The organism is Bacillus sp. AF62 (assembly GCF_050312695.1).
Lineage (GTDB): Bacteria > Bacillota > Bacilli > Bacillales > Bacillaceae_G > Bacillus_A > Bacillus_A cereus.
Window position 1 is genome coordinate 76,144 of record NZ_JBNPJZ010000065.1, and the last position, 20,954, is coordinate 97,097.

Below are 20,954 nucleotides of genomic sequence, written 5' to 3' on the forward strand. Positions count from 1 at the left end.
ACGAGTAAAAAAACGCTATTCTTTTTCTAGAATCATAGGAAAAGATAGCGTTTTTGTTTAATATACTCAAAAACAAAAATCTTTTGGTAAAGAACCATTTTTAATCACCGTTCGTAACCCATGTTTTATAATCCAAAGATTAATAGGATGCTGTTTATCACGTAATTGCTGTAACCACTGAAAAACGAGTTCTTTATCTTCTTTCGTAATATCGTTAATATGATTGGCTACAGATTTTTGAACATATTTAGAAGGGTCATTCATTAATGGTTCAAGAAGTTGTAAATTGTACTTAAAATCACCTTTTAGAGCTCCTATTTTTTTAGCCCAAGGAAGCCTTGGTCTTGTACCTTCAGAAACTAATCTCCTATTGTGGCTGTTTTCGTCATGAATCCACTGTTGTAATATGTTTAGTGTATCTTCATGGTATGTTTCAAGAAAGGGCCGAATGGCATATTCAGCAGTATTCCTTTTCGTTATTTCATACATTGCATTAAACGAGATTTTAAAATCGTTAAGCCCATATTTTTCAACGTATTTTGCAACAGGCATGTACATATATCCATTTGTAAATGTGCCTACTTCTGTTGTATTTTCTGGTCCTAATGTTTTCAGTAATATATGTATTGCGGCATTAAAATCTTTTTGTAAAGCATTGTGTAATTCATCTGCAATTACTTCAATACGCTGTTTTAACTCTAAATTTTCAACTTTACAAGCTACAGAATCTACAAAGATGCTTTTAGAGAAACAAGGATCGTGTTTACAAATAGAATCAGCTATTTTTTCTGCTAATTCTTCATTAAATAAAAATTTTAACGGAACATATTTACCCATTTTTTCACCTCGGTGGTCAAATGAAAACAATTTTTATTTTTTAATCGACAATCCATAAACCAAAGTCTCACTCGGAGTCGTAATACTAAAACCTGTCGTCTTATAATCAAGTTTCACCGTATCACCAGTGTAGTCTTTCGTGAATGAATCCATTTGTACGATAAGCTCTGCATCTTCATATACAACATCATCTGCGTTATATGTATCCCAAATTAAATCGACATCAACGAAAATACTACAAGAGTTCGTCATTGTTCCTCTAATGCGAACGATCTTTTTATCTTCAAGTTCTAATCTATGTATAGCTGCTTTCGCTTCATCAGTAATGCGAATGTTCATTGTATCCCAACCTTTATTTATATTTCCTTTATTATTGCAAAAACAGGAGCAATAGGGAAGTAAAGAGGTTTGCAACAAAAAACGAGCAAACAAATTTGTTTGCTCGTTTCACTTTATTTTAGTTCACATTTATCAAGTGGAATCACTTTTGTTTTTTTCGTAAATTTATAACCTAACCATAGTACTAAGAAGAGTGGTAAACCGATGTAAGAAACGAGTACACCGTTCCAATCAATTGCTTCACCCATAAATGCGCCGTAGTTTTGTCCTAAAATTACGATGATACAAAGTGTAAATGCGAAGATTGGACCGAATGGGAACCATTTTGCTCTATATGGTAAGTCATTTAAATCTTTTCCTTGTGCGATATATGCTTTACGGAAACGGTAATGACTAATTGCAATTCCAACCCATGCGATAAAACCAGACATTCCAGATGCGTTTAATAACCAAATGTATACAACACCGTCACCGAATAAAGAAGCAATGAAAGCAATACTACCAACAATTGACGTTATGATTAACGCGTTAACAGGTACACCGCGGCTATCTAATTTACCAAGAAACTTTGGTGCTTTTCCTTGGCGTGCTAAATCCCAAAGCATACGAGTTGATGCATACATACCAGAGTTACCAGCAGATAGTACAGCAGTTAAAATAACAGCGTTCATAACAGAAGCAGCAAAGGCAACGCCCGCTTTTTCAAAAATAAGTGTAAACGGACTTACTGTAACATCACTTGCAGCAAGGCTTTCAGTTGTATAAGGAATTAATAAACCGATAACGAGAATCGCAAGGATATAGAATAAAAGAATACGCCAAAAGATTGAACGAATTGCTTTTGGGATATTACGTTCTGGATCAGACGTTTCACCAGCAGCTACTCCTAATAGTTCAGTACCTTGGAATGAGAAACCAGCTGCCATAAACACACCGATAATTGCCATGATACCGCCGTTAAATGGTGCATCTGCAACAGTGAAGTTTTTAAATCCAACCGTTTCACCGCCCATAATGCCGAAAATCATCATGAAACCAACAATTAAAAAGATAATAATCGTAACTACTTTAATAAGTGCGAACCAATATTCAGATTCACCAAACCCTTTAACAGATAAATAGTTTAAAAGGAAAATAATAGCTAAGCATAATCCGCTCCAAATAAGAGAAGGGGTATCTGGGAACCAAAATTTCATAATTAATGTTACGGCTGCAAGTTCAGCAGCAATCGTAATTGCCCAGTTATACCAATAGTTCCATCCAAGTGCAAAGCCAAGTGATGGATCAACAAATTTTGTTGCATACGTGCTAAAAGATCCAGTAACAGGCATGTAAGCTGCAAGTTCAGCTAAGCTTGTCATTAAAAAATAAACCATAATTCCAATTGCGGCGTATGCAATTAATGCGCCACCAGGTCCAGCTGTATGGATGACACCACCGCTGGCAAGAAATAGTCCGGTACCAATTGTACCACCGAGAGAAATCATCGTAAGGTGACGAGATTTTAATCCGCGTTTTAATTCACCTTGTCCTTGTGTAGTTTGCGTTTTAGAGGTAGATTGATTTGTTGCGCTATTCATGTTCAACACTCCTTTTCTTGTAGGTTAGGAAGGAGCGGGGGAGAAAAATACAAAAAACCGCCAAAGGAATTTGGCGGAACGTTTCACAAATAACCACCCCATCATACCCTTCCGTTAAGATAGCACCCCACGTTTACACGGTAATTTTGTAAACGTGACAGTTCTGTTCCTTTCGGAGACAGCCCCAGCTCATATTTCCAGAGAAGAAATATAAACTTCGGCAACTTTTCCTTTCAAACGGAGTCAGCTGACATTCTCTGTGTCTCGTCCGTTTTACTATTAAAAGTCGCAACCTCTACCTCATCGGATTGATGAGGATTTATATATTGCTAAGATTTTTAATATATGGCAATTGTAATGACTTTCTGAATATATTGCAAGATATTTTGTTAGGAAAAGTCAAAAAATATCGGTTATTGTATAGGAAACGCTTGCAAAACTCCACCCGAACCTACTATTATGTAGCAATAAGCAAAGAAAAAATTGTTATACAAATGTTTCGCAAAAAATATTGAAAAACCCTCTAAATTAAAAGAAAATTCAGAAAAATATAATTCGACATTTATGATAAAGTTTTATTATTTGTTATAATTAGAGTAACGTTTAAGCAAAAAGGGGAAATCAAAATGAAATTAGAAACAGAAAGGCTCTATATAGTGCCGTGTACAGAAGAGAGTATTCAAGTCGCTAACGAGCAAGGATATAATAGCGGTCCGCATATTGTAGGGCATGTAGAGAATGTAAAACAAGATGCGGCTTTATTACCATGGGGGGCGTGGTATGTTCTTCGGAAAGAAGATGATACCGTTTTAGGTGATATTGGGTTTAAAGGGAAACCAAACGAGGATCAAACAGTAGAAATTGGCTATGGATTCATTGAGAAATATTGGAATCAGGGCTATGCAACAGAAGCTGTAAAAGAACTAATCGATTGGGGTTTCAAAACAGGAGAGGTAGAAACAATAATTGCAGAGACACTTCTAGATAATTATAGTTCGATTCGTGTTTTAGAAAAGTTACATATGAAGAGAGTAAATGCTACAGAAACGATGATTAATTGGAAAATAGAAAAATAAAAAATACCGCTCTAAATTGGGCGGTATTTCTTATAGTTATGGTAGCATTTGCTTCTGATCATTTGGATACTCAGCCGTTGATGCGTTAGGACGATTGGAATGATTTCGAACAGCAATGAAAATAGAAATAATAACGACAAGACCAACTGTAACATAAGAAAGTGAAATAATAGTTGGATCCACTTTAAATGTAGTAAGCAGTGTACGTATATTCGTAAAGATAATAAGACCGCCAACTAATACCCCAAGTAAATGTGCTGGAACGATACGAACTAACCATGCAGCAATTGGAGCTGCGACAATACCGCCAAGCATTAACGCAAATACCCAAACCCAGCTTACTTGTTCCCAGCCAAGTGAGATGAAGAAGCCAATTGTTGCAGCGAGTGAAACAGGAAATTCACTCGTATCTACAGATCCAATAACTTTTCTAGCTTCATTTCCTCTTGCTAGAAGAACGGGTGTCGTAATCGGCCCCCAACCACCGCCACCAGTTGAATCAACGAATCCAGCGAATAAACCAAGCGGCACAAGTTGTTTTGCAGACATACGCTTATTTGAAGTGACAATTTGTTTTTGAATGATGAATCGTAATAAAATATAAACCCCTAAAGTGAATAAAAATATGGAAATGTACGGTTTGATCACATCGCCAGGCAAATTACTTAAAAAACATGCCCCAACAAATGCGCCGATTGCCCCAGGTAATGTAAGCCTGGAAACTGTATATTTATCAACGTTTCCAAATTTGATATGAGATGCGCCAGAAGCTGCAGTTGTAACCACTTCAGCTAAATGAACCGATGCGGAAGCTACAGCCGGTGCAATACCAAACATTAATAATAGTGAAGTAGACGTTACCCCATACGCCATTCCAAGTGCTCCATCGATCAATTGAGCGAAAAATCCAATAATAGCAAAGACAATTAATTTCTGCATAAATAATCCCCCTGTAATAATAAATGAAAAAGACACTTTTCCCGTATGAGAAAAGTGCCTTTGGTTTTTCCAATCAGCAATAATTAAATTTGTTTCATTATAATACATATTAATCGTATAAATCAACTAGGTTTTAAAGTTTTTGAATTGAATGAAAGAAAAATAAAATATACAATAAAAGGATGGAGAGAAAGGGGAGAAAGACATGTTACGATTTGATCATCTCGTTCACACAGTTCATGGTACACCGGAGGAAGCGGCAAAACAAATGCAGGAACTTGGATTTCATACTGTATTAGGCGGAGAGCATACGAATTGGGGTACTTGGAATAGTTTAAGTTATTTTGATTTATCATATATAGAATTTTTAGCAGTTCAACATGAAGAAAAAGCGAAAGAAGCAGAAAATCCATTAGTACAAGAAACAGTGGTGAAACTACAAAATGGAGAAGGAATGCTACAAATCGCGATCCGAACAGATGCAATTGAGGAGCTAGCAGTTAACTTTAAGAAGCACGGCTTACATACGATAGGGCCATTTGAAGGGAAACGCATGAGAAAAGATGGCCGGCTTTTAGAATGGAAAATGTTATTTGTTAAGCAAGAAGAGAACGGACCGAAATTACCTTTCTTTATACAGTGGAATGAAACGGACGAAGAAAGAAGAAACGATTTACGTAACATTGGAACGATTACGGAACATAAAAACAAAGTACAACAAATTGAAACGATCCATTACGCAGTGAAAAACGTTCGAGAAACGGTGCGGAAATGGAAAAAAGTAATGGGACTATCTACAAGCTCAGTTGTGAAAAATGAAAAATGGAATGCTGAGTGTCAAAGTGTAGTGTTTGGAGATATTCATGTACAGTTTTGTGAACCGATTGAAGAAGGGCTAGTGCTAGAACATTTGAATAAGAATGGCGAAAATCCATTTGCAGTAGAGTTTACAGGTGGAAATAAACGAGAGCATGAAGTGCTAGGTAGTTTGTACATATATTAATAGAGGTGAATGTTGTGGAAGAAATCCTTAGAGAGATAGAGAGAAAACTAGAATGGCCTCGTATTGCAAAGTGTACAGCTATTTCAAAAGGGTTTTCACATGAAGAGAAGTATAAAATTGAATTAAAGAATCAAGAAACTTATTTTGTAAAAATATGTGATGCTGTTCATTTTGAACGTAAACAAGAAGAATATACGTATATACAACAATTAGAGTCATTACATATTCCAACGCCCAAGTTAATTCATTTCATAATACTTGAGAAATTAAATAAATGTGTTCAGGTATTTGAATGGACCCGAGGTATAAATGGTGAAGAAGGTTTAACGAAGCTAACGGTGGAAGAACAGTATAATGCAGGAAGAAAAGCAGGGGAAGTATTAAAGAGAATTCACTCAATTGAAAGAGAAAGTGCAAGTAATAAATGGGAAACATCTAGATGGAATAAATACGAGAGATACATAGAGGCACTAGCAGATTACGAGGTGAATTTTCTGGATTTGAAGCCAGTAATAACCTTTGTAGAAAATCATAAAGATTTATTGAAAAATCGTCCAATAAGATTTTTACATGATGACTTCCATCCAGCAAATAGTATGATTCATAATAAGGAGTTTATCGTTATTGATTTTGGTGGATATGATTTTGGCGATCCAATACACGATTTTTATAACGTAGCGATTTTTACTACAAGAATAAGTAAATCATTTGCGGTTGGACAAGTTCACGGTTATTGCGGAGGCGAACCATCGCTTCATTTTTGGAAACTGTATACATTGTACGCCGCGATGACATTCCCAGCGGATATCGTTTGGACGAATCGAAGTACGCCGCATTTAGTAGATGAGATGAAGGAAAGATTAAATGGAATTTTAGAAGATCATAATCATTTTTCATCTTATATTCCAAAATGGTATCAATCAAGTGAATTTAATAAATAAAGGAGTAATTTATATGGATAAAATAGCAGTAATTTCAGATATTCACGGTAATATTCAAGCATTAGAATCCGTGTTAAATGATATTAAATTAAGAGGAATCGAGCGCATCATTTGTCTTGGAGATTTAGTCGGGAAAGGTCCACATTCCAGTGAAGTGATTGAAATCATTCGTAAAGAATGTAATGGAGTTGTAATGGGGAACTGGGATGATTTTATTACAAAGCCGACTGAATTTGAGGCGTTAAAATGGCATCAAAAACAACTATCGGAAGAACAAAATGATTATTTAAGAAGCTTACCATTTTCAATCGAATTTTTTATGAGCGGCAAACTCATTCGTATGTTCCACGCTTCACCGAGAAGTTTATATGAAAGAATTCAACCACATGCCTCAAGAGAAGAGCATATTAGTATGTTCGAAAATAGTGAGCTCACAGAGAATATAGAAGGGGAAAGAAAACCCGATGTCGTTTGCTACGGTGACGTTCACCAAGCGTTCGTTCAAAATTTCAGAGGGAAAACGTTATGTAATGCTGGTAGTGTAGGTAATCCTCTTGAAATTACACAAGCGTCCTATTTAATATTTGAAGGAACTTACAATGAAAAAGAAGCAGCGAGCTTTTCTATTCAACTCGTACGTGTACCGTATGATATTGAATTGGCCATTCGGTTAGCTGAAGAACTAGAAATGCCCGAAATCGAGGAATACAAACAAGAGTTACGGACTGCATTGTATCGAGGGTTTAAGGGGAAGTAAGCCAATCATAATATATCAACGATTTTTTCGATATATCAACGATTCGAAATAGGATATCGACTTACCGACAAATAATGATATGAAATGTTACCTGTAATTATGTTATGTAAACTGATTGTAGGAGGAAATATCATGAACCGAATACAACGCATGAAAGAAATTGTAGATCATATTTTAAAATTAAACTTAACTCATCCAACAAGAGTTGGAGTAAGTGGTATTATAGCTTCAGGAAAAACAACAATTGCAAATGAACTAGCGGAAGAAATAAAAAAACGAGGGTTACCAGTAACATGCGCTAGCATCGACGATTTTCATAATTCAAGAGTGATTCGCTATGCACAAGGTAAAGAATCTGCAAGAGGGTATTACGAAGATGCACACGATTATACAGCTTTCAAAGAAAGGTTATTAAAGCCTTTAGGACCAAACGGGAATTTACAATATGAAACGAGTTCTCATAATTTAAAAACGGATACGCCTGTACATAATGAGCCACTAGTGGCCACGCAAAATATGATATTAATAGTAGATGGAACGTTTCTATTGAAAAAAGAAGTTGAGCATTTATTTGATTACAAAATCTTTGTAGATACAGATTTTGAGATTGCGAGAAAACGTGGCGCAAAGCGTGAGACGGAGGCTTTTGGAAGTTATGAAGAAGCAGAGAAAATGTTTTTAACCAGATATCATGCGGCCTGTAAGATGTATATAGATGAGCATAATCCGATAGAGTGTGCGGATGTTGTATTTCAGAATAGTGATTTAGAAAATCCAGAAGTTATATTTCATGAAAGAGCGTAATACATAATCAGAAATATATGTATAGCCTTTTATTTATTGTTATAATTAAATTAATTTTATGAAGCAAATAAAAGGGGATAAGACAATAAAAAACGCAAAAAGGGGACAGGAAATTTAATGAATGAAGTACTAGAATTAAAAGAAGAACTACTACAAATTAAAAATAATAATTATGCTGTACCAGAAGATGTGGATGCATATCCATATGCGCAGTGGATGTTAGATTATATCGGATCACCTGATGCTGAATTACGTGATGATTTAATTTATAGTACGCATCACACATGGATTACAAATGATGTATTTAGACAAAAAGAGTTACGAGGATTAATGTTACAAGCGATTAGTCCTGATTATTTATTTTATAAAATTGGTGAAAAGGGAACAGACTCTGTATTTAAACGTGCGTTCTCCGTATTAATTCCGCCACTTATTTTATCTGTTCATGAAAGAGAACCACTGTTATCTGAAGAACAACTGTACAGTGTGGCAGAACAAGTGCTGGAATATGTATATTTAGAAGAAGATGTAAGAGGCTACGTAGAAGGAAAAGGCTGGGCACACTCTACTGCACATGCAGCAGATGCGCTTGATGCTTTAGCGCGTACAATCCAAAATCGTGAGTTCTCATATGCAATACTAGCTGCCGTTCGTCAGAAGGTACGCTTACATGACTACGTATACATTCACTTTGAGGATGAGAGATTAGTAGCGCCAATTATGTCGTTACGTAACCAAAATCTTTTAACTGAAGAAGAGTGGAGCAACTGGTTACATAGTATAGCAACTGTTGAAGACATCCGACATCCGCAGCATGCTATTTTAGTACAAAATATTAGAGCTTTCTTAAGAAGTTTATATTTTAGAGTTTTAGAGACAGAGGGTAGTACAGCATTTACAGATGATATATTGGAGACTTTGAAGGGGTTGCGTAGGTATTAAAAATAAGTTTTTCTAAGAGAAAAGTACATAAAACCACTACATCCCAACCATACTAATAAAATGTGTTGGAGGTGAGTTTAATGGACAAAAAAGACTTTGAAAAAGTGTATAATGATTATTTACATCAAGGAGAAGAGCAAGCTCAATTTGAAATAGCTCAGGAAGTTACTTCAGGAGCAGAACAAATTGTTGCCGTTCGTAAAAATGATGATGGAGATTTAATAGCGTTTAAAACAAGTAGCGGGAGAGAGTTAGATTATATGACTGCTCTTAATGAAGCAAAATCAGGGAAGTTAGCTCATGTGGACGTATTTCATAAGTATGGCAGAGATATTATACGTAGTGAACCGGATGGTATAAAGGAAAATAACTTAGATAATTTACCTTCATTTTAAACGGGTAAACCTCAAGAAGAGAATGTTCATTACGATATTCTCTTCTTTGTTTTGCGAAGTTTTCCTAGCAAATAGACGATTCATTTTTAAAGTGAGATCATACTTTTAAAGAGTGCTCTAAATTTCTCTTTATCTTCTGCTGTAAATGGTTTCGGTCCCTTTGTACGTTTACCACTTTTTCGAACCATTGCACTTAAATATCGTGTTTGTAACAATTGTTCAATGTTATCATTCGTATACTTGTACCCTTTATGATGAAGAACGATACAGCCTTTTGCTAAAGCGAGCGAAGCAAGACCGTAATCTTGTGTTACGATTAAATCTTCTTTTTTTGCTAACTGCATAATTCGGTAATCTGCAGCATCTGCTCCAGAATCAACATAAATTGTTTCGACACCTTTTGGCTGTTCTGCATTAGAATAATGTGAAAAACTAGTAACGAGGGTAACAGGAATTTCCACATTCGTAGCCTCAAAAATAATCACATCTTTTACAGGACAAGCATCTGCATCAACGTAAATCTTCATTTTATCACTCCTATAAATAGGTTCGAGTTGATAATAATGGTAGATTTAGGTTTTGTCAAACGAGAAAGCTTTATTTAAAGTTATTTTCACATACCAAAATAGCCTCGCGTAAACGAGAAATACCTTCCGCAATTTGATCAATATCCACTTTTCCATAAGATAAACGTATATAACCATCTTTCGCACCGAAAATACTACTTGGCATAAAAGCAATTTTTTGTTTTAAACTTTGCATAATGAGTTGTTTTTCGTTTATAGGTTCTTTTAATTTCCCCCAAATGTATATACCACCAGTAGGGTTTGAAAAAGAGATTTTATCATGAAGTTGCTCGTTTAGGGCACGAACGATAACGTCTCTTTTTTCTGCTAATTGTTTTCGTAACGGTACGATATGAGACTGAAATGGTACGGTTTCGAAAAATTGCTGCATAAGCCACTGCGGGAAAATACTCATTCCTAATTCCATTTGATGCCGTGCGTCTGACAATCGCTCTACGACAGACTGCGGGGCGACAAGCCAACCGACTCGTAATCCTGGCGCAATCATTTTTGATAAAGAATGTACATAAATGACAGTTCCGTTTTCATCTATTGATTTCAAAGTAGGACAAGGTTGTTTCTTTTCTAGCGTCAGCAAACTAGATGGATCATCTTCAACGATTGCAATTCGTAAATCTGCGCAAAGTGATAATAGTTTTTTTCTACGGTTTGGATGAAGCATCGTCCCCGTCGGGTTTTGGAAATTTGGATTTAAAAAAATCATTTTAATGCGGTGCTTTCTGTATAGCTCTTGTACATCGTCTGGATTAATACCATGTTCATCGACAGGTAACGGGAAAATACGAATACCTGCTGATTGGAATAACGGCAAGGAATAACAGTGTGAAGGACTTTCGAAAGCAACAGCATCACCTGGATTTAATAAACATTGCACGATAAGGTGAAGTGCTTGCTGTGCGCCAGATGTAATCATAATGGATTGTTCAGTCGCCTCAACTTTTAAATATTCCTTCATATATTTTACGACCGCTTGTCTTAGCGGAAGATAGCCTTGCGGATGATCGTAACTTAATGAATGCGTTAACGGTTGTTCACGTAAAATCGCTTGTAGTTGATCATGAGGATAAAGATTACAACCGAGTTCTCCATTAGCGAAATCTATAATATTTTCATTTTGTTGTACTTCTGCCCGAATATGGCGAAGTAGTGGTAAGTTTGGTAAAAAAGTACCACCTTCTACGAAATTTCTCCAGTTCGGCGTTAATGTTGGAGAAACGCCCCACATATGTGTACTCACACGTGTACCTTTACCAGTCGTACTTTCTACAATTCCCATAGCACGTAGTTCATTATAAGCAGTCGTTACTGTACTTCTGTTTACATTTAACTGCGTAGCTAATTTCCGTTCTGAAGGGAGGAAGCTTCCTGGAGGAAGTTCTCCATATGTAATACGTTTTTCAATAAAGTCAACAACTTGCTGATAAATAGGGATTTTACTGTCACTATCTAGCTTCCATTCCATAAAAAACGCCTCCGTATCTCTTATATACATCCAGTATAGCAAATTGGCTGGGTAAAAAAACAGCCAATTGGACGGTGTTATATCCAGCCAATTTTACTATGCTAAATAGGGAAGGGGAGATTCGGATGAAACGATGGCAAATGGAATGGCTCCTAGTATCAGTTGCATTAGTATGGGGAGCAAATTATACAATAGGAAAGTATGGAGTGGCATTTATGTCATCCATTCAATTTAATAGTTTACGATTTTTAGTAGCATCACCGGTATTATTACTTATTACTTTTATAATGGAACGCTCATTACGTATTGAAAGAAAAGATTGGTTACGATTAGTAGCAGTCGGTATCGTTGGTACGACAATGTATCAAACGATGTTTATGCTATCTGTGAAATATACTTCAGCAACGAACGCCTCATTATTAATTGCGATGTCACCTATTTTTACAGGGATATTAGCAGTATTGCACAAACAAGAACGTTTTTCGATGAAGGTACAAATTGGTTCAATAGTAGCGTTTATTGGTGCAGCATTCGTTTTATTAACAGGACATACAGGAGGAACTACTTACGAATATGCGTGGCTCGGAAACATAATTGGATTAGTCGCAGCGATTGCGTGGGGATGGTATCCAATATTAGCGCAACCTCTTATAACAAAATATTCCGCAATGAGAGTCACATCTTGGTCAACTTTAATTGGAATTGTACCTCTCGTTGTATATTGTTTATTCAACGTAAATACATTAACGTGGCCAGTAGACATGCCAAGCTGGGGGTCTCTAGCATATTCAATCGTCTTCGCGACAATCTTCGGACTTGCAATGTGGTATGTCGGTATTAGTAAAATAGGCTCAACGAAAGTAATGGTTTATATGTATCTTGTACCATTGTTCGCAGTTATCTTCGCGGCAGTAACTATCGGAGAGCAAATCAACATGATGCAACTCGTTGGCGGACTTATAATCTTTATCGGCTTATATGTTGTAAAAAAGGGTGGAATTCAAAAGCCAGCTCTCAATTTGAAAAAAGTAAGTTAACAATAAAAAGGATCTCTTTCATATAGAAGGAGATCCTTTTGGTTTTTGTAATAAAAGCGCTTGTTCAACAGCCCATTTTTGATGATCATGAATGAGAAGCTCTACAGCAAGTAAAGGAGACATCCACCGCAAAACATGATCTTCCTCACAGTTTTCAGTTTGTGTCTGCACCATGTTCGCAATATAAAAGAACCCATCGTTTAAATAATAAGTATCTTCTTTTTCCGCATAAAAATATCGCATTGCATTACCGATATATTGATTAATTTCAATTGCCCATCCTAATTCCTCTAGTAGTTCACGATGTAAGCATTCATCTTTTGTTTCGGTACCTTCCATACCGCCACCAGGTAAAAAATAACGGTCTCCTTTTTGGATAATAGCAATGTTTGAAGAAGTTGAGTTAAAAATAATTGCATAACAACTAGGCCGTAATACATATTGCTCAGTAGGCTTTTTATAACCAAAAATAAGTTTAGATATCATAAAACACGTCACCTCTCTATAAAATACACAAAAGGAATAATAAGGTAAAAATAGAATTGTATAAGTATAATCTTACGAGATTGGAGTGATAACAAAATGATAAATCGAAAGTGTTCGCGCTGTAAAGAAATTACAGGTACATTGCACGGTGGTAAAAAAATTAAGGAAGAATTTCTATGTGAGGACTGTTTGCAAAAAGGAATTGCGAGTGGAGAAATCGAATTATCACAAGTGGAAGAAAAACAAACTTCGTATCTTTCTATAAAAATATTAAAAATAATGAGTGTGATTTATTTAATAGGATCTATTTTAATGGCTTTTTCAACTGGTCCATTTATACATAACCTGGGGTTTGATGAAATGTCCATTTCAGGATCAGAATTAGGTTTAATAAGTATTGTTATGCTAGGTTCTATATTTCAGTCAGTTCTCGTATTTTGCGGGATATGGGTATTCATCCTATTAGTAGAAACAGTCATTAAAATTTATGAAAAAATGAAGTGAGTGAGAGGGAGAAACATATGCGAGTAAGAAACATCCAAGGGGAAGATTATGTAAAGATTCATTCTGTTTTAAATGATTGGTGGGGCGGGAGAGACATGGCTGCCATGTTGCCAAAATTGTTCTTCATTCACTTTCAAGAAACGAGTTTTATTATTGAAGAAGAGGGAGAAACGTTAGGTTTCTTATGCGGATTCTTCTCACAAACGCATAAAGAGGAAGCGTACGTTCATTTTATCGGTGTCAATCCGAAGTATAGAAGAAGAGGAATTGCATCGACATTGTATTCGTATTTCTTTGATGTCGCACGTGCAAATAACCGTAAAGTTATAAAAGCAATCACGTCACCGGTTAATAAAAAATCGATACAGTTTCATAGGGAGATTGGCTTTCAAATTGAAGCTGGAGATGATGAGATAGAAGGTGTATCGGTACATACAAATTATGATGGGAATGGCGGTAGTAGAGTTTTATTTTTGAAACATGTGTAAAAGTAGGCTAGCGTGAAGTTAGCCTTTTTGTTGTGAGGAGGTATTAGTATGGAAAATAAACAAAGCAGAAATGAGTATGTAAGACGCATACATACAGTTCAAGATTATATAGAGTCAAACATAAATAGTTCACTATCTATTGAAGAGCTAGCCGAGGTAGCAGGATTTTCAAAGTTTCATTTTCATCGAATTTTTAAAGGAATAATAGACGAGCCGTTATCACGATATGTAAATCGATTGAAGTTAGAAAGGGCAACAAACCTTCTTACATATCGATTGGATATGACGATTACGGATATCGCTTACCATTTTGGTTTCACAGATTCAGCAGTTTTCTCCCGTACATTTAAAAATTATTACGGAGTTAGTCCGTCTCAATATCGAAATCACAATAGCAAGAATTGCAAAGACGTAAGAGGAATTTCTCAATACAATGAATGTAAGAAGGTTCGAGGGAATGTTGAAATTGTAACAGCGGATGATATAAACGTTGCATACACAAGAGATATCGGTACATATGGAGAGTTAACTATAGCTTTTCCAAAAATGATAGAGAAATTATTTCATTACGCAGCTAAACAAAACTATCATGTATTTGATGATACGAAAGTATTAACCATTTACCACGATCATCATGAATTTACTGAGGACTATCATTTAAGAACAAGTCTATGTGTAACAATTTCAGATGAATCCACAGTAGAAACGAACGACGTTGGAATAATGGTAATACCTTCTGGAAAATATGCAGTAGGACATTTTGAAATATTCCAAGATGAATATAAAGGAGCATGGGATTTCTTATACGGTGAATGGCTGCCAAATAGCGGATATAAACCGAGAGACTCGTATCCTTTTGAAGTATATAGAAATGATCCAAAGCAGCATCCAAAGCATAAACATTTAGTTGATATATATGTACCTATCGAACCTTTTTAATTATAGGTTAAAGGGGAAGGAATAATGAAAACTGCTGAAAAGTTAGATCAGATTATAAAAGAAGAATATGAAAATATGAATGGTATGTTAGTAGTGCAGAAAGGTAATGTTATTTTTGAAAAATATTATAACGGTTACGGTCCAGATGATGCATTTCACATAGCGTCAGTCACAAAAACGATAATCTCTGCGCTAATTGGGATATGTATAGATAAGGGCTATATAAAAAGCGTTGATCAAAGAGTAATAGAATTTTTCCCGGAATATAACGTTAATTCATCTGAAGTAACAGTAAGCCATCTTCTAACGATGACAGCTCCACATCCATTCGTAGACTGGCAGGAACCGTTAGAAGAACTATGTACACAACAAGATTGGATACAATATACGTTAAATAGGATAGGAAACGGCGGAGAAATTGGATCTTTTAAATATTCATCTGCAGGAGCACATGTACTATCAGCGATTATTACGAGTGTAACAGGAAAAAGTGCCCGTGAGTTTGCGAATGAATACTTATTTCAACCACTCGGCATGAGCGAAATCTCAAACTACAATATGAAAGCATTTGGATTTGATGACTTATTCGGAAAAGCTGTAAAGGGATGGGTTCACGATCCAAACGGTATTTCGACGGGCGGCTGGGGACTAACGTTAACGGTTAGAGATATGGCGAAGTTTGCACAGATGTATTTGAATGAAGGTATTCATAATGGAAAACAAATACTATTAAAATCATGGATAAAAGAATCGACAGAAATGAACCAAAATCAATATGGTTACTTATGGTGGTTAAGAGAAGAGGATGGAATCTTTTCATACTGTGCAATGGGCGATGGTGGGAATGTGATTTGTTGTATTCCAGAGAAGGAATTGATGGTGGTGATTGCTTCTGAGGTTATACCGAATGCAGAGGATAGATGGAAGTTAATTAAAGAGTGCATACTTCCTTATTTAAAAGATTAATATGGTTATTTATATAAAAATAAGAATGAAAGGTTTAGTTAAACTTGTTATATTCTCCATAATTGAAATAAGTGTTGTGAGAACAAAGTTGTTCAACTATAGTTAGAAAACTTCAACACCTATACGATTATTGAATAATTGCAAGGTGTTGAAGTGCTTTATAATTTGTTTAGGTCCTTTTAACTATTTTTTAACTTTTCGATGTATTAGATACATCATGCCAAACACAATTACCAGCAAGATAAATTTAATTAATTCCATTAGGCTAATATCCCATTTTGTTTCTACTCCATCTGTTAAATAAAATACATTAAACATACCATGTAAAATAGCGGGTGATATTACAGAACCACCATATTCTCTCGTGTACGTCAAAATTATAGATAATATAAATAATAAAGAAAGATAACTTAATATTCCTACAAGGTAAAACTCATAATTTTTATAAAAGATTGCTACGGGTAAATGCCATGAAGACCAAATTGAAGCTATAATAATAGCAGTTTGCATGAATGTATATTTTTTTCGTAAATAGAAATGAAAATTCCCTCGCCATATAATTTCTTCTAATAATGCAGATAAAGACCCAATTGTAAGACCAGCGAGCAAGAGAAATCCTAATTCATTCCAATGATGAAATAAGAACTTTATATTATAAATATAAAAATAGAAATGCAGACATAGCCCTAGAAGGAGTGGCAATAATATAGAGAAAATTAGTGTTTTTATATTGGGACGTGAAAATCCAAATGTGTGAACTAATTTTTGTTTTTTAAATAATCTTTGATATAAAATAACAGCTAAAAGTGGAACAACCATCGTAAATCCTAAATAGTTACGACCATTTTCTATGTTCAGTAAGAAGATATAAATAAGCGATGTGAGAAGATAAATACATAATGTTGAATGATAAATTAAGTTTCTATTAATATTTTTCACCTACCTAAGTATGTATAAGTGATTAATCAAATATCCGATATTTTAATTATATATGAAATGGAAATTACATATGTTGAACTTGTAGAAAAAGTTAGACCAACCCCGTAACTTTTCACAACAAAAAATCGTTTAACAAAAGAAAGGATTTTCAATTACGAATGGGGGAGAACTATGAAGATATTAATTCTAGGTGGTACACGATTTTTAGGAAGAGCCTTCGTAGAAGAGGCTTTACAGAGAGGGCATGAAGTCATGTTATTTAATCGCGGAACAAATAAAGAAATTTTTCCCGAAGTAGAGAAGTTATTCGGTGACAGAAATAATGATGTATCAAGTTTAGAAAATCGAAAATGGGATGTTGTCGTGGATACATGTGGGTTTTCTCCGCATCACATTAGAAATGTTGGAGAAGTGCTTAAAGATAATATTGAACACTATATATTCATCTCAAGCCTTTCCGTATATAAAGATTGGATTCCGCATCATATAAAAGAAGACTATATATTACAACCTGAACCGACGGCTGAGCAAATAAAGGCTGTAGAAAATGGTGAAATATCTCCTTATGAGCATTATGGTGCGCTGAAAGTATTATGCGAAAAAGAAGCAGAGAAATATTGGCCAGGGCGTGTTTTACACGTAAGAGCAGGACTTCTTTCAGGAATGTTTGATTATACAGATCGACTTCCATACTGGATTCAGCGTGTAGCAAAAGGAGGTAAAGTGTTAGTTCCAGGAAGAAAAGACCGTCCAGTGCAGATAGTTGATATAAAAGACGTTGCAAACTGGGGACTAAACATGGCAGAAAACAATAAAGCAGGTATATTCAATGTTACAGGTCCAAATTATGAATTGACGATGGAAGGGCTATTAAATACGTGTAAAAAGGTTACGAATAGTGATGCTGAATTCGTTTGGGTCGAGGAATCGTTTATGAATGAACATAAAGTGCAGCCTTGGACAGAGATGCCTTTATGGCTTCCCGAAACTTTTTCATTAGAAGGTGAAACGAAGCCGTGGAAAGGTGGATTTTCTATTAGTATCGAGAGTGCTGTGAAAGCAGGGCTTACTTTTAGAAGATTAGAAGATACTGTTACAGATGTGTATGTGTGGATGAAGGAAATGGAAGATAGGGAATTAAAAGCAGGTATTTCAGGTGAGAGGGAGAAGGAATTGTTAGAAAAGTGGTATCAATAAATTAAGCGGAAAAATAACAATTTAAACATAGTATTAAGAAAAAGCGCCTTGTTACTAAAGAAACAAGGTGTTTTTCGTATGTGAATTTATAACTCAATTGGTTCTTCCCCGTACATTTCCCACAGCTTAGAAAACATATTTTGCAGTCCTTCTTCGTCATCCTCATCCTAGTCTAACTTGATATCAACTTCCTCAAATTTTTCTTCTATTTCAAACTCTTTCTTTTTCACACTATCAGTTGTGCCAATTTTTCTGTAAAACACAACGAAGTCTTTATCGTGTATTAGCTAGTAGCAAGACCGCCGCCTCAAAATCCGGCTAATACAAGGAAGGCCTGTATAAATAAGTTGTATTAATTACATTATTAGATTGTGTTTGTAACTATACTTTGGGAATTTTCTGTTGATTTAAAATGTACGATAGTATATATTGTATATAAAGTATATATACAATATTTTTAAAAAGAGGTATTTGCATGCAAATCACTATTAGGAACACTTCAAAGGAACCTATTTATGAACAAATTAGTGCCCAAATAAAAAAGCTTATTTTACTAGGTAATTTAAAACAAGGAGATGCTCTCCCTTCAATGCGTCAGTTAGCAAAAGATTTACGAGTAAGTATTATTACAACGAAAAGAGCATATGAAGAACTGGAAAAAGACGGTTTTATTAATTCAATTGTCGGAAGAGGGTCCTTTGTAGCAGAACAAAACATTGAAACTATGAAAGAAGAAAAATTAAAAACAGTTGAAGAAAAGTTATGTGAAGCGATTCAAAATGCTAAGCAAATGGATGTTTCTTTAAATGAGCTAAAAGAAATGCTTACAATTTTATACGAGGAGGAAAACTCTTGGAAAACGTAATAGAACTTCAAAATGTCAGTAAATCTTTTAAGGGGTTTCAAATAAACAATTTTTCGATGGAAGTAAAAAAAGGATTTGTTACGGGTTTTATTGGAGGAAATGGATCAGGTAAATCTACAACGATTAAAATGATTATGAATCTAATAAACCCGGATAGTGGAAACGTCTCCTTATTTGGCATGAACTATTCGACTGATGCGAAACGAATTAAAGAAAGAATTGGCTTCGTTTATGACGATAATGTGTTTTATGATGAACTCACATTAAAGGAAATTACTAAAATTATTGCGCCTGCTTATAAAAAATGGGATTTTAACCAATTTACATATTATAAAGATCTGTTCGAATTACCATTAAATAAAAAAATGAAAACATTCTCCAAAGGAATGAAAATGAAAGCCTCTCTCGCAATTGCCCTTTCACATCATGCTGAACTAATTATTATGGATGAACCTACATCTGGACTTGATCCTGTATTCAGAAGAGAATTATTGGATGTTCTACAAAATATTATGCAGGATGGAGAGAAAACTATCTTTTTCTCATCACATATTACAACGGATTTAGACCGCATTGCCGATTATATTACATTTATTCAAAATGGGAAGCATATTTTCACAAAAGATATTTATGCCATTGCAGAGGATTATGTTTTAGTCAAAGGACCACTAGATTTGTTAAAGTTTGATACTGAGCGTGAATTTATTTCTGTACGTAAGGCAAATACAGGTTTCGAGGGATTGATTGAAAATGCACATTCTATCGAAAACTTATTTGATAAGGATGTGGTGATTGAAAAACCAAGTTTAGAGGATATTATGTATTTCATGAAAAAGGGGGATTCAAGATGCTTAATTTAATTAAAAAGGATTTGATTTTACAAAAAACTTTCTTGCCTGCTTATCTCTTATTTCTAGTTACCTATTTGTGGGCCGGCATGGATGTAGCATATGTCATAATCATTTGTAGTGCCGTTTTTGTAATTAACACATATCAATCTGATGATAAAGATAATGCTAATATTTTAGTAAACTCATTACCGTATACTAGGAAGGAAATTATAAGTTCAAAATACGTTGGAACCTTACTTTTTACAATAGTAATCATCCCATTTTGTTTAGTTGGAAAATATTTTATTTTAGACAGCATGGAATTTCAACTTTCCTTAGAAAGTTACATACTAGGCTTCTTGGCAGTCATGCTGATAACAGCATTTTACATCCCATTTTTTGTTGCATTTAAAGTGAAAACACTTGTACCAGTTTTTATATTTTTATCTATTGGAGTTATATATTTAATGCGAAATACTCCATATTTATTAAATAAATATGCTAATGGCGTACTGACCTTTTTAAAAGAGATTTCAGATTTGAAATTATTTCTTTTATTTGCTGTCATAGCAGTGGGGTGCTATGGGGGTTCATGGATATTATCTATTCGTATCTATCAGAACAAGGCTCTTTAATAGCAAGTTCTAAAAGGAGGATGGTTTAAATGACATCAAAAAAAGAGCGTCCTAGTCGAATACGAAATTGGCTGAAAACTATTGGAGCATTTTTCGTTATGCAACTAATTTTTATCATCCTTGATATGAATTCGTGGATACCGAACTTCAAGGAAGGAGGAGTTGGGGATCGTCTCGTTAATTCAGAGTTCTTTACGGAATGGTTCGCTCCTTATAAAACAAAGCAATTTAATGTACTAACGGCAGTTATGGCTATTTTATTATTCCTAAATGTAGTAACAAGTGCAATAAAAGACGCTTTTTCTAGAAAAAGAATTAATTAGCACATAAGTTGACCTTGCGTCTTTTTAATAATGTCTTAACTATATTTAAAAACAACAGGAAAAAGATAAAAACTCCACTTATT

Annotated in this window: 25 protein-coding genes and 1 riboswitch; of the genes, 17 read left to right on the forward strand and 8 right to left on the reverse strand. The window is 34.8% G+C overall.

The window, feature by feature from the left end; genetic code table 11:
* Positions 1 to 66: 66 nt before the first annotated feature.
* The 3 genes from ACQRBL_RS15065 to ACQRBL_RS15075 form a co-directional block, all read right to left on the reverse strand.
* Entirely contained in the window at positions 67 to 837 is a 771-nt protein-coding gene (locus tag ACQRBL_RS15065; protein ID WP_411995946.1) for a DNA alkylation repair protein, read from the reverse strand.
* Between the two features lie 33 nt (positions 838 to 870).
* Entirely contained in the window at positions 871 to 1,176 is a 306-nt protein-coding gene (locus ACQRBL_RS15070; RefSeq protein ID WP_001026167.1) for an iron-sulfur cluster biosynthesis family protein, read from the reverse strand.
* 113 nt (positions 1,177 to 1,289) lie between these two features.
* Positions 1,290 to 2,756 carry an amino acid permease gene (locus ACQRBL_RS15075; RefSeq protein WP_411995945.1) on the reverse strand — a complete coding sequence of 489 codons (1,467 nt, stop codon included), beginning with the start codon at positions 2,754 to 2,756 and terminating at the stop codon, positions 1,290 to 1,292.
* A gap of 112 nt (positions 2,757 to 2,868) precedes the next feature.
* Positions 2,869 to 3,062: riboswitch (Lysine riboswitch) on the reverse strand.
* Positions 3,063 to 3,382: 320 nt separating this feature from the next.
* On the opposite strand from ACQRBL_RS15075, the gene ACQRBL_RS15080 reads away from it, so the two are divergent.
* A complete protein-coding gene (locus ACQRBL_RS15080) occupies positions 3,383 to 3,832 on the forward strand; it encodes a GNAT family N-acetyltransferase (RefSeq protein WP_023522340.1) in 450 nt (149 codons plus the stop codon).
* A 36-nt stretch (positions 3,833 to 3,868) separates the two neighbouring features.
* Here the strand turns inward: ACQRBL_RS15080 and ACQRBL_RS15085 are convergent, their stop codons facing one another.
* Entirely contained in the window at positions 3,869 to 4,771 is a 903-nt protein-coding gene (locus ACQRBL_RS15085) for a sulfite exporter TauE/SafE family protein (protein WP_023522339.1), read from the reverse strand.
* A 205-nt stretch (positions 4,772 to 4,976) separates the two neighbouring features.
* On the opposite strand from ACQRBL_RS15085, the gene ACQRBL_RS15090 reads away from it, so the two are divergent.
* The 6 genes from ACQRBL_RS15090 (at position 4,977) to ACQRBL_RS15115 (ending at position 9,613) form a co-directional block, all read left to right on the forward strand.
* The gene (locus ACQRBL_RS15090; RefSeq protein ID WP_023522338.1) at positions 4,977 to 5,774 is read left to right on the forward strand and encodes a VOC family protein; all 798 of its coding nucleotides are present in this window, start codon (positions 4,977 to 4,979) and stop codon (positions 5,772 to 5,774) included.
* A 14-nt stretch (positions 5,775 to 5,788) separates the two neighbouring features.
* Positions 5,789 to 6,715, forward strand: a complete 927-nt coding sequence (locus ACQRBL_RS15095; RefSeq protein WP_078993846.1) for an aminoglycoside phosphotransferase family protein — start codon at positions 5,789 to 5,791, stop codon at positions 6,713 to 6,715.
* A 13-nt stretch (positions 6,716 to 6,728) separates the two neighbouring features.
* Positions 6,729 to 7,472, forward strand: a complete 744-nt coding sequence (locus ACQRBL_RS15100) for a metallophosphoesterase family protein (RefSeq protein WP_097987384.1) — start codon at positions 6,729 to 6,731, stop codon at positions 7,470 to 7,472.
* A 132-nt stretch (positions 7,473 to 7,604) separates the two neighbouring features.
* Positions 7,605 to 8,276: an AAA family ATPase gene (locus ACQRBL_RS15105; protein ID WP_411995944.1), complete on the forward strand. Its 672-nt coding sequence runs from the start codon at positions 7,605 to 7,607 to the stop codon at positions 8,274 to 8,276.
* Positions 8,277 to 8,393: 117 nt separating this feature from the next.
* The gene (locus ACQRBL_RS15110) at positions 8,394 to 9,218 is read left to right on the forward strand and encodes a DUF2785 domain-containing protein (protein ID WP_411995943.1); all 825 of its coding nucleotides are present in this window, start codon (positions 8,394 to 8,396) and stop codon (positions 9,216 to 9,218) included.
* A gap of 80 nt (positions 9,219 to 9,298) precedes the next feature.
* Entirely contained in the window at positions 9,299 to 9,613 is a 315-nt protein-coding gene (locus ACQRBL_RS15115; RefSeq protein ID WP_000358159.1) for a DUF3892 domain-containing protein, read from the forward strand.
* An 86-nt stretch (positions 9,614 to 9,699) separates the two neighbouring features.
* Here ACQRBL_RS15115 and ACQRBL_RS15120 read toward each other — a convergent pair whose 3' ends face one another.
* Together ACQRBL_RS15120 and ACQRBL_RS15125 are read right to left on the reverse strand one after the other, a co-directional pair.
* Complete coding sequence (locus ACQRBL_RS15120) at positions 9,700 to 10,140, reverse strand: YaiI/YqxD family protein (RefSeq protein WP_000708772.1); 441 nt, start codon at positions 10,138 to 10,140, stop codon at positions 9,700 to 9,702.
* Between the two features lie 70 nt (positions 10,141 to 10,210).
* Positions 10,211 to 11,662 (reverse strand): PLP-dependent aminotransferase family protein, encoded by a 1,452-nt coding sequence (locus ACQRBL_RS15125; protein ID WP_411995942.1) that lies wholly within the window; start codon positions 11,660 to 11,662, stop codon positions 10,211 to 10,213.
* A gap of 125 nt (positions 11,663 to 11,787) precedes the next feature.
* Here ACQRBL_RS15125 and ACQRBL_RS15130 point away from each other — a divergent pair, with 125 nt between their 5' ends.
* On the forward strand, positions 11,788 to 12,699 hold the full coding sequence (locus tag ACQRBL_RS15130) for a DMT family transporter (RefSeq protein ID WP_023522331.1): 912 nt from the start codon (positions 11,788 to 11,790) through the stop codon (positions 12,697 to 12,699).
* 18 nt (positions 12,700 to 12,717) lie between these two features.
* Here the strand turns inward: ACQRBL_RS15130 and ACQRBL_RS15135 are convergent, their stop codons facing one another.
* Positions 12,718 to 13,185: an NUDIX hydrolase gene (locus ACQRBL_RS15135; protein WP_000623966.1), complete on the reverse strand. Its 468-nt coding sequence runs from the start codon at positions 13,183 to 13,185 to the stop codon at positions 12,718 to 12,720.
* Positions 13,186 to 13,281: 96 nt separating this feature from the next.
* On the opposite strand from ACQRBL_RS15135, the gene ACQRBL_RS15140 reads away from it, so the two are divergent.
* The 4 genes from ACQRBL_RS15140 to ACQRBL_RS15155 are packed head-to-tail and all read left to right on the forward strand — an operon-like array spanning position 13,282 to position 16,082.
* On the forward strand, positions 13,282 to 13,689 hold the full coding sequence (locus tag ACQRBL_RS15140; protein ID WP_000610492.1) for a DUF3980 domain-containing protein: 408 nt from the start codon (positions 13,282 to 13,284) through the stop codon (positions 13,687 to 13,689).
* Between the two features lie 17 nt (positions 13,690 to 13,706).
* Positions 13,707 to 14,177 (forward strand): GNAT family N-acetyltransferase, encoded by a 471-nt coding sequence (locus ACQRBL_RS15145; RefSeq protein WP_029442687.1) that lies wholly within the window; start codon positions 13,707 to 13,709, stop codon positions 14,175 to 14,177.
* A 48-nt stretch (positions 14,178 to 14,225) separates the two neighbouring features.
* Positions 14,226 to 15,116: an AraC family transcriptional regulator gene (locus tag ACQRBL_RS15150; protein ID WP_411995941.1), complete on the forward strand. Its 891-nt coding sequence runs from the start codon at positions 14,226 to 14,228 to the stop codon at positions 15,114 to 15,116.
* Positions 15,117 to 15,140: 24 nt separating this feature from the next.
* On the forward strand, positions 15,141 to 16,082 hold the full coding sequence (locus ACQRBL_RS15155; RefSeq protein ID WP_411995940.1) for a serine hydrolase domain-containing protein: 942 nt from the start codon (positions 15,141 to 15,143) through the stop codon (positions 16,080 to 16,082).
* Between the two features lie 183 nt (positions 16,083 to 16,265).
* Here ACQRBL_RS15155 and ACQRBL_RS15160 read toward each other — a convergent pair whose 3' ends face one another.
* Positions 16,266 to 17,021 carry a CPBP family intramembrane glutamic endopeptidase gene (locus tag ACQRBL_RS15160; RefSeq protein WP_097920779.1) on the reverse strand — a complete coding sequence of 252 codons (756 nt, stop codon included), beginning with the start codon at positions 17,019 to 17,021 and terminating at the stop codon, positions 16,266 to 16,268.
* Positions 17,022 to 17,192: 171 nt separating this feature from the next.
* On the opposite strand from ACQRBL_RS15160, the gene ACQRBL_RS15165 reads away from it, so the two are divergent.
* From ACQRBL_RS15165 to ACQRBL_RS15185, 5 genes are all read left to right on the forward strand, one after another.
* Positions 17,193 to 18,218, forward strand: coding sequence for an SDR family oxidoreductase (locus ACQRBL_RS15165; RefSeq protein WP_411995939.1), 1,026 nt, complete (start codon positions 17,193 to 17,195; stop codon positions 18,216 to 18,218).
* 475 nt (positions 18,219 to 18,693) lie between these two features.
* On the forward strand, positions 18,694 to 19,083 hold the full coding sequence (locus ACQRBL_RS15170) for a GntR family transcriptional regulator (protein WP_097920777.1): 390 nt from the start codon (positions 18,694 to 18,696) through the stop codon (positions 19,081 to 19,083).
* The gene (locus tag ACQRBL_RS15175; RefSeq protein WP_000432457.1) at positions 19,071 to 19,943 is read left to right on the forward strand and encodes an ABC transporter ATP-binding protein; all 873 of its coding nucleotides are present in this window, start codon (positions 19,071 to 19,073) and stop codon (positions 19,941 to 19,943) included. The genes ACQRBL_RS15170 and ACQRBL_RS15175 overlap by 13 nt, the downstream gene beginning before the upstream one ends.
* Positions 19,931 to 20,548: an ABC-2 transporter permease gene (locus ACQRBL_RS15180; protein ID WP_063547748.1), complete on the forward strand. Its 618-nt coding sequence runs from the start codon at positions 19,931 to 19,933 to the stop codon at positions 20,546 to 20,548. Before ACQRBL_RS15175 ends, ACQRBL_RS15180 begins: the two co-directional genes overlap by 13 nt.
* Positions 20,549 to 20,577: 29 nt before the next feature.
* Positions 20,578 to 20,871, forward strand: coding sequence for a YfzA family protein (locus ACQRBL_RS15185; protein ID WP_000202084.1), 294 nt, complete (start codon positions 20,578 to 20,580; stop codon positions 20,869 to 20,871).
* The last annotated feature ends 83 nt before the right edge of the window (positions 20,872 to 20,954 follow it).